Source organism: Bartonella sp. PS17NMGDW, from assembly GCF_042193555.1.
Classification (GTDB): domain Bacteria; phylum Pseudomonadota; class Alphaproteobacteria; order Rhizobiales; family Rhizobiaceae; genus Bartonella; species Bartonella grahamii.
The window spans coordinates 223,873-239,987 of sequence record NZ_JBHILY010000002.1 but is presented as its reverse complement, the minus strand read 5'-3'; the positions used below and the strand labels follow the sequence as shown (position 1 = coordinate 239,987).

Below are 16,115 nucleotides of genomic sequence, written 5' to 3'. Positions count from 1 at the left end.
AGATAACTGCTATTGCTAAATGATAATGCAAATTATTTGCAATAAAAAGAAAGCATATAGAGGAAAGAGAGAATCAATGAACGTAAAAACGTTTTTCAGCATAGTTTTTGGAAGTGTTATTTTTTTTACACCCAATTTTGCTTTGTGTGCTGGTAAATTTAAAGCTGTTACGACATTCACTATCATTGCTGATATGGCACGCAATGTAGCAGGTGATGCCGCTGAGGTTGAATCCATTACAAAACCAGGTGCGGAAATTCATGAATATCAACCCACCCCACGCGATCTTATGCGTGCCCAGGGAGCTAACCTTGTATTGTGGAATGGATTAGAGTTAGAGCTTTGGTTTGAAAAGTTTTTTCAAAACATCAAGGATGTTCCAAGTGTTGTTGTTTCAAAAGGTGTTGTACCCATTAAAATTGGTGATGGCCCCTTTAGCGGCAAACCCAATCCTCATGCGTGGATGTCACCGACCTCTGCTTTGATTTACGTTGATAATATTCGCGATGCTTTTGTAAAATATGATCCTGAACATGCTGAAATTTATAAAGAGAATGCTGAAATTTATAAACAGAAAATTCGTGCAACAATTGATCCAATTAGGGCTGAATTAGAAGCCGTACCACAAGATAAACGTTGGCTTGTGACCAGTGAGGGGGCTTTTAGCTATTTGGCGCGTGATTTTGATCTAAAAGAACTTTATTTATGGCCCATCAATGCTGACCAGCAAGGAACACCACAGCAAGTCAAGCATGTTATTGATATGGTTCGCAAATACAATATTCATGCAGTTTTTTCTGAAAGCACTATTTCCCCTGCACCTGCTAAGCAGGTTGCCAGAGAAACAGGGGCTAAATACGGTGGTGTTCTTTATGTTGATTCTTTAAGTGAGAAAAATGGTGAGGTACCCACTTATATTGATTTATTACGTGTCACGAGTGGGCGTATTAGCAATGCTTTATTAGAGGGAGTAAAAAGCCAATGATGGAATCTGGAATATTTGCCCAAGGAGTAACGGTAACTTATCGTAATGGACATACAGCTTTACGCGAAGTAAATTTTGAAAGTCCAAAGGGTTCTATTACGGCATTAGTTGGTGTTAATGGATCCGGTAAGTCAACGTTATTTAAAGCGATTATGGGGTTTGTACGCCCCTCAAAGGGAAAAATTCGCATGTTTGATTTGCCCGTTGATATAGCTTTGAAAAAAAACCTTATTGCTTATGTTCCTCAAAGTGAAGATGTTGATTGGAATTTTCCCGTCTTGGTCGAAGATGTTGTATTGATGGGGCGGTACGGTCATATGAATTTCTTTCGCTATGCCCGTACACAAGATTATGAAGCCGTTCGTATTGCCTTAGAACGCGTTGATATGTTGGCTTTTGCCAAGCGCCAGATTGGAGAACTTTCTGGTGGACAGAAAAAGCGTGTTTTCCTAGCACGCGCTCTTGCACAGAAAGCAAAAGCTATTTTATTAGATGAGCCATTTACAGGGGTTGACGTTACAACAGAAGATAAAATCATTGCTTTGTTACAAGATCTTCGTAAAGAAGGAGCAGTGATCTTGGTTTCAACTCACAATTTGGGTTCTGTTCGCGAATTTTGTGATCATACAGTTTTAATAAAAGGAACCGTTTTAGCTTCTGGGTTAACAGAAAAAATCTTTACAAAGGAAAATCTGGAGAAAACTTTTGGAGGGTCTTTGCACCACCATATTTTTGATCTTCAAAGCACAAAAAAAAATGATGTTTTCATGGGAAGAAAGCAGGCTGCAGTTTGTGAAGATATTGAAAGAGTGGAGAACGTTGCATGATTTCTTGGTTGCTTGAGCCACTAAGCTATCAATATATGGTGAATGCAATGTGGGTTTCTGGGTTAGTTGGGTGTGTTTGTGCCTTTCTTTCAGCTTTTTTGATGTTAAAAGGTTGGTCATTAATTGGTGATGCTCTTTCCCATTCGATTGTTCCTGGTGTAGCAGGAGCTTACCTTTTAGGGTTACCTTTTTCACTCGGTGCTTTTTTTTCTGGTGGTCTTGCAGCAGCAGCAATGCTCTTTTTTAACCACCGGACAAAGCTGAAAGAAGATACCATTATTGGACTCATTTTTTCTTCCTTTTTTGCCTTTGGGTTGTTTCTCAAATCATTAAAACCAATGGCTGTTAATATTGATACGATTGTTTTGGGAAATATTTTAGCCGTCAGTTCATCAGATATTCTACAATTGGCTTTTATCGGCTTTTTTTCGTTGCTTATATTGCTTTTGAAATGGAAAGATCTTCTTGTTTCGTTATTTGATGAAACGCATGCGCATGCCATTGGATTAAATGTAAAGTTTTTAAAGATTCTCTTTTTCACATTACTTGCTGCTTGTACTGTTGCTGCTATGCAAACCGTTGGAGCGTTCTTGGTTATTTGTCTTGTTGTGACACCTGGGGCAACAGCCTATCTTTTAAGTGATCGTTTCGTGAATATCTTGGTTATTGCAGTTATAATTGGAACATTCACGAGTGTTTTGGGTGTTTATGTGAGTTATTTTTTAAATGCACAAACGGGGGGGGTTGTTGTGCTTTTTCAAGCATCTTTATTTGTTTTGGCTTTTATTTTTGCTCCTAAACATGGGTATATTGCTGCGCGCTTACGTATAAATGCGGCAAAAAAGGGTGTAATATTATCATGATTGATCAATTACTGCTTCCGTTTCAGTTTTCTTTTATGCTTAAGGGTATGCTTATTGTCATGATTCTTTCTATTCCCATGGCGATGCTTTCCTGTTTTCTTATTTTGAAAGGATGGGCGCTGTTAGGCGATGCCATTTCTCATGCAGTTTTTCCAGGTGTTGTTGTTGGCTATATGACAACACCATGGGTAATCGCATTTTTAACTTCTTTGCCATTTGCTTGGTTTCAGCATATGCGTCCAGAGAACATTACAATGACTCTGATTACTTGCGGTGCTTTTGTTGCAGGAATGGTGTGTGCACTATTAACGGGTTTTTTAGGGAGCAATAGCCGTATCAAACAGGACACGGTAATGGGTGTGGTATTTTCTTCGATGTTTGGTTTGGGGCTTGTTTTAGCCACGTCTATTTATAGTAGCTTAGATTTGAATCATATTCTATTTGGTAATCTTTTGGGTGTTAACTGGCTTGATATAACACAAACGGCGATTATTTCTGCTGTTGTCACTTTCATTTTAGCAGCAAAATGGCGCGACTTTATGCTGTATATTTTTGATACAGTTCAAGGACATGCAATGGGGTTACCAATATCTCTACTCCACTATACCCTTCTAACGATGATTTCTCTTACAATTGTTGCGGCTCTGAAAGCTGTAGGTATCGTGCTCGTTATTTCTTTACTGATAGCACCAGGAGCAATTGCTTATCTTGTTACAAAGCGGTTTTCTTTTATGTTAATGATCGCGATACTTGTTGCAGCTTTTTCTGGTTTTTTAGGGATTTATCTCAGCTTATTTATCGGCTCTGATTCTGCTTCCACAATTGTGTTGATCTTGACGTTGATTTTTATGGCTATTTTCATGATGATTTTCTTTCGTCAAAACACAGTTCAAGAAACTTGAAAGTGTTAAATTTCATGCATATCAGCCATGCATTTTTATATATTGTTTCTCATTTTTATTTTAATTAGAGTTCCGAGTGCTAGGTTATTTTTCCTCCTAATGTCTAGCAGGTGAATGCAGTGCATTTTCTCCCCCCCCAACGCTGCATTCTTAATTAAGAGGCTGCATTGATTTATTCTGCAGCCTTTTTATTTTTTTGATTTTCTAAAATCTCTTCTCTTTTCTTGAAATCATTTAAAATGATTATCATATTGCGTAAGCTATTCGGTATTTTCAAGGAACTTATAACAGCAAAGACGCTTACGCATAAAAGGGTAGAACGTAATTGTGCACTCGGACATGTAAACAGAAAAAAACAGATACAATGTTTTTGTAGAAGGTTTTGCGTAGAGGAAAATAGTACGAGAAAATGAAAAACGATTTGAAGATATCGCATCTTTTGCGTATCTGCTATTATATAGCAGGTTGGATAATGGTTATATTAGGTATTATCGGTGTAGTATTACCTATTATGCCAACTGTGCCTTTTTTATTGGTTGCCTCATGGTGTTTTACGCGTTCTTCTCCACGTTTTCATCAATGGTTGAATAATCATCGTATTTTTGGTCCCCCTCTTAAGCGATGGGAAGAAAAAAAAGCAATCTCTCCATTCGTTAAAGTTTTTGCAATGATGAGTATGACAGGAGGATTTTTATCCTTTTTCGTAATGGTACACCCTCCTTTATGGATTTCCTTACTTGTTGCGGTTATATTATTGCTAATTGGCATTTATATTGTAACACGTCCATCTTCATAAGGATAGAAAAGGCTTTATGAGATATTCTTTTTAGCTTCGACTTATTTGTAAAAACTATGAGGACTTTTAAGTTTTGAATATAAGCTCTCCATATCCAAAATGCATATGAAGTAGTAAGCTTTTTGAAAGCAATTAATTAATAATATGTTTGTGAAATGATTTTTATGAACAAAGAAGACTGTTTACGCACACTCAAAATGTTCTCACTTGGATAAACCACATTCATGGAAGAGAGTCATTATTTTTATAAGACATGTTTGTATGAATCTCTATATATACGTCATTGAAAAGTCATTGATATGATAGCCTTTTCTTTCTAAAAAGACGTTTCGTTTGTTTTCATATCTCTTAATGAGGATATAATACAAAGCTTACTAAACATCATCATTTTATACTTATACAGTTAAGAAACCGGTCTATTATATTAATCTTTAATGTTACATCTGTTCTTAGCTTAAGGATAATTCTTAAAAAACAACAGAATTTTTCAGATGGTTTTATGCATACACGCATTCTTATTATAATATGCGAATAAATAAATTCTCTATCTTTGTATAAGCTTATTCGAAATAAAAATATTATTGCATTCTCTGTTGTTAATGAGGTCATGCCCCCCATGTAAAACAAAAGGTCTCCCAAATCATGTTATTTACACATTTATTTTTATGAAACATTTCTCAACGCTTTACGCATTTCATGATAGCAGACCATACATTGGATAAAGTAAAATCTCCTGTAAAGTTTATAAAATCTATTTGGGCACTATCATCCTTGCCTTGCAAAATGCACACTGATAGTCACCATGCTATTTGTCATCCTCCAATGTTGCCTTAGCAATTCCTAATGTTACAATTGTAGCTTATCATTTGGTTTTGTATATTTTGACGCTAGTTTTTTTACCAATTTATTTTTTTTCAAAGAATTTTAAAGGTGTTCTCAAAGGGGTTTCAAAGCCTTTTTTCATTTTTACTATGGAAACGCATTTTTTCTGATTTTCGGTAATTTTTGCAATTTTAGGCGTCAAAATTTATTTTGACAAAATGCGCATTTAATGGTCAAAATTGTACATAAAAACAACAAATTACCACGTATTCCTACTTAATCCTATCTCTTCCCACTTAGTACAAAACCTACTGTCGAGCTACAACAACAACCCTTAAAAATTGAAAATCTTCATACACGCAAGGAGATTAGTGTGCTTGATTTAACAGGGTTGAAATGAGAAAAATTTATGATATTCGCGCTCATTCAACATGCAAAATGATAGTATCTTGTTATGCCGTATAACACCGTTATTTATGAAAATGATATAAGGAAGCCCCCTTGGCTAAACTTCCCTAGCACGTTAAGTATTTTTTTAAATCTGATCTGTCGATCCTTATGTAAGTGAAGCGTATGCGTGGTAGCCCAAGTAGAATCTGCTCAAAAAACAGCCGAACTATTTACAGATCAGCAAAGGTTAAGAACCCCATCTTTAGGGCAGGACAAAAATCAATCTTATAAACAATATGGTGAGTCAATATACTCGTTTTAAAGAACCGGAAACTACGTCTTTATAGATCTAGCAATTCGCTTTTTATTACTAAAAAAATTGAGATAACGTTGTACTTCTTTTGAATTACCGATCGTTTTTTCAGGATTATCTGAAAGTTTTACGGCTGGTCGACCATTAGCATAGGTCACCTTACAAACAAGGGAAAGAGCATCAAGAGTTTCGATTTCCTGAGGTGCACAGCCTGTAAAGTCATTGGTAAGATCCGTGCCCCATCCAAAACTCATGCGCACTCTACCATGGAAATGATGATAGGTTTTTTCAATTGTATTGACATCAAGAGCATCAGAAAAAATTAAAAGTTTTTCGCGTGGATCTTTTCCTTTTTCTTTCCACCATTGAATAATACGTTCGCCACCTTCAATAGGGGGCGCACTATCGGGTCTGAAACCTGTCCAATCAGCGACCCAATCTGGTGCATTGCGTAAAAATGCTTCTGTACCAAAGGTATCAGGTAAAACAATGAGAAGATTTCCACCATAATAACGGTTCCAATCTTGCAAGACTTGATATGGAGCTCTGCGTAATTCATCATCGTTGTTGCTGAGAGCCGCAATAACCATGGGCAATTCGTGTGCATTGGTTCCAAGAGCTTCTAAATCCGTATCCATGGCAAGAAGAACATTAGAAGTTCCAGTAAAAGAATTACCAATGCCTTCTTTTAATGCTTCCACACACCAGCGCTGCCATAAAAAAGAATGGCGACGCCTTGTCCCAAAGTCAGATATTTTAATATCAGGCAATTTTTTGAGACGTTCAACTTTACTCCACATTTTTGCTTTAGCACGCGCATAAAGTACATCAAGAGCAAAACGATCTAGTTTTTTGAGAGCTGCACGTGAACGTAATTCACTGATAATAGCAAGGGCTGGAATTTCCCACATAGAGCTATGAGCCCACGAACCATAAAAATGAAGCATATATTGGCCATCTTTGCGGGTTAGTTCATATTCTGGGAGTTGAAAATTCTCAAGCCACTGAAGAAAATCCGGTTCAAAAATTTGTTTGCGTCCATAAAATGTATTACCAGCAAGCCAGATCATTTCTTTTTTTGTAAAGCGCAAACTAAGAGCATGATCAAGTTGAGCACGTAATTCACTCTCATCAATATCATCGGCAAGACGTATTGTTTTAGAGCGATTTATGAGGGAAAAAGTAACATTAACATCAGGATACAACCCCCAAATCATCTGTACCATAAGAAGCTTATAAAAATCCGTATCGAGAAGTGAACGAATAATGGGATCAAGTTTCCAAGTATGATTGTAAACACGTCTAGCAATATCCGGATGATTCATAACCCTTTTTCTTTCAGTCTCATAGAATCTAAAATTATTGTGCACCAATATGGTCAATATAGGGAGTGCAGAAAATATAACAATTCTGTGGCTTTGAGCAAGAATAAAAAAGCCTGTTATTTTTTCTGTTTTTAAGATTTAAGAATACGTATGATTTCATGTTGACCTATTTTTTTTAACTTTATTCCTGCGTTAAGTTTGGCATATTTCTTACCGTCAACACTAAGCATATTTTCAGATCCCCATTTTACTTTGATAGTATAGATGGCATCATAAAATTTTATTTTTGTTTCATATTTAGGCCAAGAGGAGGGTAAATGTGGTTTTAAAAACAACAGATTGCCTTGACGTTGAATCCCAAGAATGGCTTGTATCGCGGTATGGTAGAACCATCCTGCTGAACCTGTATACCATGTCCAACCGCCTTGTCCACGACGTGGTTCAATGGCGTAGATGTCTGCAGCCATAACATAGGGTTCAACACGATAAACTTCAGGATTTTTACCATGGGTGATTGGATTGATCATAGAAAATAGAGAATAAGCTTTGTCTGCTTCACCCATCTCAGCAAGCGCTAGAATGCTCCAAATAGCACCATGCGTATATTGACCACCATTTTCTCGAATGCCTGGAGGATAACCTTTTATATAACCAGGTTCGAGAGTACTTTTATCAAAAGGAGGCCAAAAAAGACGTATAATGCCGGCTTTTTTGTCCCATAGATGTTCAAGCATAGAAGCCATTGCTTGTTTTTGGCGCTTAAGTGATGCCATTTGAGAAATGACAGCCCAAGATTGCGCAATGGTATCAATTTGGCATTCATCATTTATTTTAGAACCAAGGGGTGTTCCATCATCAAAATAACCACGTCGATACCAAGCGCCATCCCAACCATTTTTTTCTAAAGCTGTAGTCAAATGTTTAAGGTATGCACTCCATGTGTTAGCATGGTTATGGTCGCCACGTTTTTTGGCAAGAGGAATAAATGCTTGTAGTGTAGTGCCAAGAAACCAACCCAACCAAGTACTTTCCCCTTTTTCTCCAATGCCCACTAAATTCATGCCATCATTCCAATCTCCGCCTAAGATGAGAGGAAGACCATGTTGACCACAACGTTTGATGGCAAGATCTAAAGCTAAAGAACAATGTTCATAAAGTGTTGCTGTTTTTTGAGATTGCGTGGGTTGAAAATAAGCATCTTGTTGTTCTATCTCTAGAGGAGGGCCTTCAATGAACGCAATGGGAATATCAAGAAAGTCGTACTCACCAGTGGTGTTAACATAAAGGGCGCTACCATAGGCTAGCCAAACAATGTCATCAGAAATGCGTGTGCGAACGCCTGCGTTGGTGTCAGGCAACCACCAATGCTGTACATCACCTTCGGGAAATTGATGGGCTGCAGCGTTTAACAATTGTTCACGTGCCAGTTGTGGTTCAAGGAGGAGTAAAGACAAGCTATCTTGCAATTGGTCACGGAAGCCAAATGCACCACTAGCTTGGTAAAATCCTGCGCGTGCCATGATGCGGCATGCATAGGTCTGATAAGGGAGCCAATGATTGACCATAATATCAAAAGAGGGATCCGGTGTTTTAACTTGAAAAGGAGAAACAAAATCGCTCCATTGCTGTTTTTGTTTTGTGAGCAGAATTTCAAAATCACTTGCACGTACTTGATTGAGTAATTTTTCAGCTTCTTGTCTATTTTCAGCACTACCAAGATAAAAGATGATTTCTTTTGTTTGCCCTGCTTGAAGATCAATATCATAGGAAAATGCTGAACAAGGATCACATCCTGCTTCAATGGTATTCGAAAGAGCACCAGCTTTACGGATCGCAGTTGGATGCGTTACGGTTCCCGTTGCACCAATAAATTCAGCACGATTGGTTGTGGTGCTGGTTGGCATTTCAGATGCCGATAAGAATGTGACTTGTTGAGATTTTTCAATGTGATAAGGATTTTGAATAAAATGTACACCCCTTTTGTCCTCATAAGAGGAAATAATGAAGGGGGCATATTTTGTACGGGTATTTCCCAAAACCCATTCAACATAATTATAAAGGCGTAAACTGCGTGGTTTTTTCCCTTCATTCGTAAGGATAAGACGTGAAAAGCGAATAGGTTTTTCGGGATCAAGTGTATGAGTCAGTTCTAATGCGATTTCTGAATGTGTTGATTTAAAAGTTGAGAATCCAAACCCATGACAAGCCTCATAGACAATATTTTCATCACATTCTACAGCAGAAACGGGTGAAAAACGTTTTAAAGACTGGCGATCAACCAGATAAAGTGCTTCTCCTGGCCGGTTAGATGTTGGATCATTTGCCCAAGGAGTTAATTTATAATCGCGGCTATTGTTAACCCAAGTAAAAATTGCACCTTCAGCAGAGACATGAAAACCAAATTTGTGATTAGCGATGACGTTAATCCACGGATGCGGTGTAGTTGTACGTCCATGAAGACGTATTACATAATGGTTATACTGGTTAAAACCACCGTAACCATTCCAATATTTTAGATCTTCTCCGTTTATGGGAAAAGAAGATGGTTTTCGTTGGCTAATAAGACCAATGGAAGCAAAAAAATTTTGTTCAGTTTGTGTTGTGACTTGCCTTCCTTCGTTATATTTTTGGTAATCTAATTGATCATAAGATTCTTGATAATTTTTACGAATTGTAAGATCAAAATCACTCTCATCAAATCGTTTAAGCTGTTCAGATAAAGAGCCATCTTGGGCATCAAGAACGATGCGCGCTGATGCAAGAAGCGTTTTAAAGCTTTGTTCACTCATTTGATCGCGCCGAAGCATGAAAATATGTTGGCGTTCATCTGCTTTTTGCATGTGGTGATAATAAGATTCACAGCCCCACTCAAGAGCGCGTTGTGTATTTTGTATATAGGAAAATGTTTGTTCATTAAGAATGACCAAATCCACAATGAGTCCGCGCATACGCCAATATTCATGTGCTTTAAGGAGCTCGCGCAGTACGGTTATATTTCCCTCGTTATTTAATCTAAGAAGACAGAGTGGATTGTCTCCTGAGATAGACATGGGCCAAAGATCAGACTGTTTTCCTAGCGTTTTTGCTAATATTTCAGAAGGAAGACGCCACGTTCTTTCTGGATAAATAAGCGGTGTTGCATATTTTTGATAGACAATAGCTTCTTTAAGCTGGGTTCCGCTCTGATACAGTGCAACTTGTGAGCGCGTCCATGCCATTGAAAGTTCTTTTTGAAACATATCAGGTTGTCGATAATGTTTAATATGATTATTTAGTGCTTCTTTTGTATGAGCAGCAAAAGTCCAAAAAATAAGTTCTGCTTTTTCATGGGCTGGAATTTTTATACGGCATCGCAATGACATAACAGGATCAAGAACGCAACCTTGACTGTTACTGAAACGAGCATTTTGATCAAATGCAGCGGGCCGATGAATGGATCGGCCCCGCCCAATAAAAAGAGAGCGATCCGTTTCAGCTTCTGTCTCTCGGAGAGTATCTGTTGTACTGGAGACAAAATGAGCAACATAGATTTCAGGATCGCTAGGTGAGCGTTTGCGCCTTTTGGCAAAAATTGTTTTACCTTCCTCAGCAATTTCTGTCTCTATAAACATGCGGGAAAAAACAGGATGAGCTTGGTCTGTGCCCATTGTGGCAAGCGCTAATTCACCATAAGAAGTCACTTCAATGAGGCGCTCTTTATTTGTCGTATTCATCAGTTGAATACGTCTACCTTCGCCACATCCTTCAGATGTAATAAGACATTCAAGTGTTGATTTTATACCATCAACCATTTTTGTATATTCAGCCTTTTCATCTGTAAAAATGCTGACAGCTTCTTCTTCAATAACACGTGTTGGTTCACCAGTAACAGACCACCACCGTCCACTATGCGTATCCCGTAAGAAGAATAAAGTACCTTGTTGATCTTCTGTTGCATCGGGAATAAAACGCGTAATCGCATAATCGCGCCAACGGCTGTAACCAGAACCATTCGCTGTTAACATAGTAAAATAAAAGCCATTAGACAAAAGTAAAGTTGCTCGTGGTTTGAACAACGGGTTTGTAATAATGCGCAAAGGGGCGGCGTCAAATGCTTGAGACTTGTTGCGCATACGATTAACAGCTTTGGTATGAATAATAGGAATAAGATGAGGCGCTCTTTCCTGTAACAGCAGTTGCGTTGCTTCAACAACGGGATCACGGTGAAAACGATCACGCATTCGCCCTTGAAAAATAACATTGTTAAGAGCAAGGATAGACATGCCATGATGGTGCGCATAATAATTGCGTACAACAGCGTATTTTTCCCCTGTTTTCACGCGTGAAGGGGTAAAATCGACAGAGTCATAATAACCATATGTTCCTAAAGCTCCAAGATCACGGAGTCGTTTTAAATTAGCAACAGCACAAGCAGGAGCATATTGTGCCGCTAGAAGGCTGGCATAGGGAGCTATGACAGCATTGCGTGAAAGACCACGTTGGAGTCCGAGGTTTGGAACACCAAAATGAGCGTATTGGTAATTCATTAAATGATCGCGAGCGTTAAATGCGGCCTCTGAAATACCCCATGGCAATTCCCGTTTATGGGCATATTGTATTTGACAACGAATAATCAATCGATTTGTTTGATCTAGGAGAGATCCTAAAGGTTCATGCATTATGAGAGATGGCATAAGATATTCGAACATCGATCCAGACCATGATAGGAGCGCACCTTTCCAACCTATGGGTACGAGGAGTCGGCCAAGACGAAACCAATGTTTAAGTTTTATGTCTCCTTTTGCGATAGCAAAAAAACTTGCAAGACGTGCTTCTGAAGCAAGTAGATCATAACAATTGTCATCGAGTTTGTTTTCTTGAACACGATATCCAATAGATAAGAGATGCCGTTTAGGCTGTTCTAAAAAGTCAAATTTCATATCAAAGGCTACTTGCCGTGCCACTATAGCCAGTCTGTTTAATTTTTTACGTAATTTGTCAGTATCACAATGAGCAGTCGCATCATAATGATAAGCGTTACAGGTATCGATAACGCATTTAGCCCAAGAAAGCGCATGAGCAGATTCTATCGTTTGAATTTTGTGGTCAAGTTCACTGACTAAGTGCACAATATCGTGGGCTGCATGTGAAAGGTCTGTGATGTGAGAAGGAATCGTATTTTCTTGTTCTACAAAAGTGAGGACAGAGTCATGAAAACGAGTGATGTTTTCTTCAATTTTTTGACGTAAAGAGCGTAAATTGGGTTGATGATCTGGAATTTCTCTGACAGTTTCTTCAAGAATAGCAAGAACATCCGATAAGCCTTCTCGATCACTTTGAAAAAAAAGATGCGGTTTTTCAGCCCATTCACTTAAGGCAGAAGAGAGTGTTATCAAATGACCGGCAAGATTTCCTGAATCAACGGTTGATACATAAGTAGGTAAAAGAGGCCTGAGTGTATCCGTTTCATACCAATTATAGAGATGACCACGGAACTTTTCCATTTTTGTAAGAGAGCGTAATGTACACTCAATACGGGTAATGGTCTCTTCAAAACCAATCCAGCCAAAATCACGTGCCGCAATAATAGAAAGGAGATAAACGCCAATATTCGTAGGAGATGTACGTTGAGCAACAAGAGGTTCAGGATCTTCTTGAAAATTATCGGGAGGCAAATAGTTGTTTTGTGCATTGACAAAGGTTGTATAATAAAGCCATGTACGCCGTGCAATAGAGCGAAGTTTTTTTTCATCTTTTGAAGAAAGATCAAGGCTATCTTGAAAGGTTGAAGGTTGACTCACAATCCAAGCAATGAAGGGTGAAAAAAACCATGCTATCCCAAAAGGCAAAGCAATCAAGCTTGCAAAACTATCAGAAAAAAGAGGGAGTGCTATAGTAAGGATACCAATAAGCGATGCTGGTGCCATTGTAAAAACATAGAAACGCAAACTATTGGGCATTGATTTTGTTGCGGCAGAAGTTTTCCATTCAAGAAGATGCTGTTTTGAAATCGTCATACGATAGAGTGTACGAATAATCGCATCGGTCATAAAATACGCCGAATGAGCAAGAAACGTCGTTTTAAGAAATATATCAGCGCTTGTAAGAGCAGTTTTGTTCCAAATTAATTGAAAATGTCCACGCAAAGAATGATCTATATTGGACGAGACTAGCGTTTTTAATACACATAGAATGGGAGAAATGAAGGAGCTAAACAACAAGAATATTTGCCAGACAATTGCACTCTTGAAAGACAAAAAAGCCCATCCTGCAAATGCTGCGATTAACCACATAAGTGGAGTAAGAGAACGACGTAAATTATCCTGCATTTTCCAACGCGTCACGAAACTTATTTGACGGTGGAAAAAAAGATAAGGCAAAAGCTGCCAATCACCGCGAATCCAGCGATGATAACGCATAACATCAATATTATAAGCGGTTGGATAATCTTCAATGACTTCTATGCTACTCACCAGAGCAGTACGAGCATAACCTCCTTCTAAGAGATCATGACTAAGGATAGTATTTTCTTTAATTTTGCCATCAAGCGCTTGTTCGAATGCATCAATATTATAAAGACCTTTACCGATAAAGGTACCTTCTCCTAAAAGATCTTGATAAGTATCAGAAACAGCAAAAACATAAGGATCAATGCCACGGTTGATAGAAAAAACCCGTTGGAGAATTGATGTTTTTTTTCCTGTTGTAAGCGAAGGAATAATGCGTGGTTGTAAAATGCTATAGCCCTTTACAACCTTTCCACTTTGCGGATCAAAAATGGGATGATTGAGTGGATGGTTAAGCTTTCCAACAAGTTTTGCGACGCTCTCTGGAGTAAGACGTGTATCACAATCCAACGTCATAACAAAACGGCAATCCATAGGAAGATGTGGATTGGGAGGATAAAAGCTTGTGTTTTCATCGCCTCTTAAGAGCCGATTGAGTTCATGAAGTTTTCCTCGCTTTCGTTCCCAACCCATCCAACATTTTTCGCTTGTATTATAAAGGCGTCGGCGATGTAAAAGGAAAAAAAGAGGAAGTTCATCACGATGATAACGACTATTGAGTTTATCAATACTCTTTTGCGCATAGTGCAATAAATCAAGATCATCTTGCGTTTCTCTCAATGGAGCATCCACCCAATCTGTAATGAGTGCAAAATGAATGGCACCTTTAGGATTGGAAAGATAGTGCACTTCAAGACTGCGTACTTGTTCATCAATATCATCGCGTGATGTCATCAAAGTAGGTACAACAACCATTGTCCGTGCATGTTTTGGAATACCTTCTTTATATTCATAGCCAATGAGTTGTCTTGATGGGACAAACCATGAAACAACAGTGTTAAATAAAGCAAAAGCAGCATCGATAGCAGGAAAAAGCGCTAATACAGTAAAGCAAAAAGACATCCATGATGTCATGCCAGATATTTGTAAAAGGGCGTAAATTACAAGCAAAAGAGCGAGCGTCAGAAAAGAGACAGGAATGGCGATGACTCTCAATTTTGAGCAAGAAGCTCGTGTCCATTTTATGAGAAAGGGCGGGATATATCCACAAGCCTTTTCAAATATGCCACGACCATCATCAACAAGGTACCACCCCACACAAGAATGATGAGGCATATCTTTAGAAGTGGAATTTGCCATTTCTACAACTTTATGTGCAATTTCCAGCTCACTAAGAGGCGAAAAGCGTGCAACTTTTTCAATGACTTGTCGATAAATATTGCGTGAGTGAGAATCAATTTCAGAAAAATCACTATTTTTACGCAAAATAGAATCGACACAACTCACTGTTTCAAACCATGCTGTCCAATCAACATCATCTATAGCTTTAAGAGCACGGATAATATTTCCCATGGTCACACCATCTGCTGCTTGTCGGGTATGTTCATCAGCTGTTGCAATTTCTAAGCTACTGCCTTGGCTTTTCAATTGCTTTTCAAGCCAAGTTAATGCTACGGTTGAATCGACAGATGCACTGCGTAGGCGATAGAATAAATGTGCTGAAAACGTTGGATCAACAGTAAACGGTTTATACTGCGTAAAGAGAGAGTGTAGATTTGTTTTATTTTCTACAAAAGAAATTTTATTAGCTACTTGATTAGCAAGATGGCGCATATGTCGCGCTTTTTCGATACGGACTGAAAGACGACGGACATTTTCAATGAGCAGCATTTGCATAACAGAAGGAAGAGCCCACAATTCACCAATTGTGAGCGCACAAACTTCTTGAAATCCGTTGGTTATAGCAGTGAGTGTTTCTTGTGAAAAGCTGCTATCGGTATGCGCAATATAAAGCCAAGTTAAAGCAAAAATTCGTGGTATTCCCGCTTTGTGTGTAGAAAGAGGAAGTTGCTTTATGAAAGACTTGGGCAGATTACGACGTAGCTTTTGTATGGTTTTATCAATGGTGTAATGATTATCAATGAGCCATTGAGCAGACGGTGCGATGGTCTCATCATTTCGGGCAGCAAAATCACTGGTATGAAAGGCATGAAGAATAAGTTTAGCATTTTCATTCAATCTCTTGCGAAAATCTTCTACTCCGTCATATTCAGGGAGTAAAATTTCTTTACCAGAAGCTATAGCATGCCCTAAGTTATAAAGATCTTCCTGTACCTTATAAATTGCACGAAGAGGAAAATCCGTATTAATAAAATAGCCTTTTTTCTCTTTTTGAGAAAAAAAGCACTTTATGAAAGGTATTATGCACGTCATAATGTCCCATTGTTATCCAATTACATCGTTTTTATTTAAATTGTAAGCATTTTATCTGAATAGTGAACCGTTGATAGACAAAAAACAAACTTTTTGTTTTTATTTGCAAGCATTTATAATTTTTGACGCCAATAATTAGAAAATAAGCAGACAATTTTTTAGAAAATAAAAAGGTCACCCTAAAATGAGTGAC

At 38.1% G+C, this 16,115-nt stretch carries 7 protein-coding genes; 5 read left to right on the top strand and 2 right to left on the bottom strand.

All coding sequences use genetic code 11. The features are described 5' to 3' along the window. The first annotated feature begins 76 nt into the window (after positions 1–76). The 5 genes from ACFIJK_RS02365 (at position 77) to ACFIJK_RS02345 (ending at position 4,373) form a co-directional block, all read left to right on the top strand. Complete coding sequence (locus tag ACFIJK_RS02365) at positions 77–985, top strand: metal ABC transporter substrate-binding protein (protein ID WP_375625450.1); 909 nt, start codon at positions 77–79, stop codon at positions 983–985. Next, a complete protein-coding gene (locus ACFIJK_RS02360; protein WP_375626222.1) occupies positions 982–1,812 on the top strand; it encodes a manganese/iron ABC transporter ATP-binding protein in 831 nt (276 codons plus the stop codon). The genes ACFIJK_RS02365 and ACFIJK_RS02360 overlap by 4 nt, the downstream gene beginning before the upstream one ends. Further along, the gene (locus ACFIJK_RS02355) at positions 1,809–2,675 is read left to right on the top strand and encodes a metal ABC transporter permease (protein ID WP_375625452.1); all 867 of its coding nucleotides are present in this window, start codon (positions 1,809–1,811) and stop codon (positions 2,673–2,675) included. The genes ACFIJK_RS02360 and ACFIJK_RS02355 overlap by 4 nt, the downstream gene beginning before the upstream one ends. After that, on the top strand, positions 2,672–3,577 hold the full coding sequence (locus ACFIJK_RS02350) for a metal ABC transporter permease (RefSeq protein WP_012754509.1): 906 nt from the start codon (positions 2,672–2,674) through the stop codon (positions 3,575–3,577). The genes ACFIJK_RS02355 and ACFIJK_RS02350 overlap by 4 nt, the downstream gene beginning before the upstream one ends. Positions 3,578–3,986: 409 nt before the next feature. Further along, positions 3,987–4,373: a YbaN family protein gene (locus tag ACFIJK_RS02345; protein WP_375626219.1), complete on the top strand. Its 387-nt coding sequence runs from the start codon at positions 3,987–3,989 to the stop codon at positions 4,371–4,373. Between the two features lie 1,545 nt (positions 4,374–5,918). Here the strand turns inward: ACFIJK_RS02345 and pncB are convergent. Continuing rightward, entirely contained in the window at positions 5,919–7,223 is a 1,305-nt protein-coding gene (pncB, locus tag ACFIJK_RS02340) for a nicotinate phosphoribosyltransferase (protein ID WP_375625455.1), read from the bottom strand. A gap of 131 nt (positions 7,224–7,354) precedes the next feature. Beyond that, positions 7,355–15,922 (bottom strand): GH36-type glycosyl hydrolase domain-containing protein, encoded by an 8,568-nt coding sequence (locus ACFIJK_RS02335; RefSeq protein ID WP_375626216.1) that lies wholly within the window; start codon positions 15,920–15,922, stop codon positions 7,355–7,357. Positions 15,923–16,115: the final 193 nt, after the last annotated feature.

Bases quoted from the DNA above. Each gene is read 5' to 3' on its own strand.
- ACFIJK_RS02335 (WP_375626216.1), bottom strand. From the start codon at position 15,922: ATGACGTGCATAATACCTTTCATAAAGTGCTTTTTTTCTCAAAAAGAG.
- pncB (WP_375625455.1), bottom strand. From the start codon at position 7,223: ATGAATCATCCGGATATTGCTAGACGTGTTTACAATCATACTTGGAAA.
- ACFIJK_RS02350 (WP_012754509.1), top strand. From the start codon at position 2,672: ATGATTGATCAATTACTGCTTCCGTTTCAGTTTTCTTTTATGCTTAAG.
- ACFIJK_RS02345 (WP_375626219.1), top strand. From the start codon at position 3,987: ATGAAAAACGATTTGAAGATATCGCATCTTTTGCGTATCTGCTATTAT.
- ACFIJK_RS02355 (WP_375625452.1), top strand. From the start codon at position 1,809: ATGATTTCTTGGTTGCTTGAGCCACTAAGCTATCAATATATGGTGAAT.
- ACFIJK_RS02365 (WP_375625450.1), top strand. From the start codon at position 77: ATGAACGTAAAAACGTTTTTCAGCATAGTTTTTGGAAGTGTTATTTTT.
- ACFIJK_RS02360 (WP_375626222.1), top strand. From the start codon at position 982: ATGATGGAATCTGGAATATTTGCCCAAGGAGTAACGGTAACTTATCGT.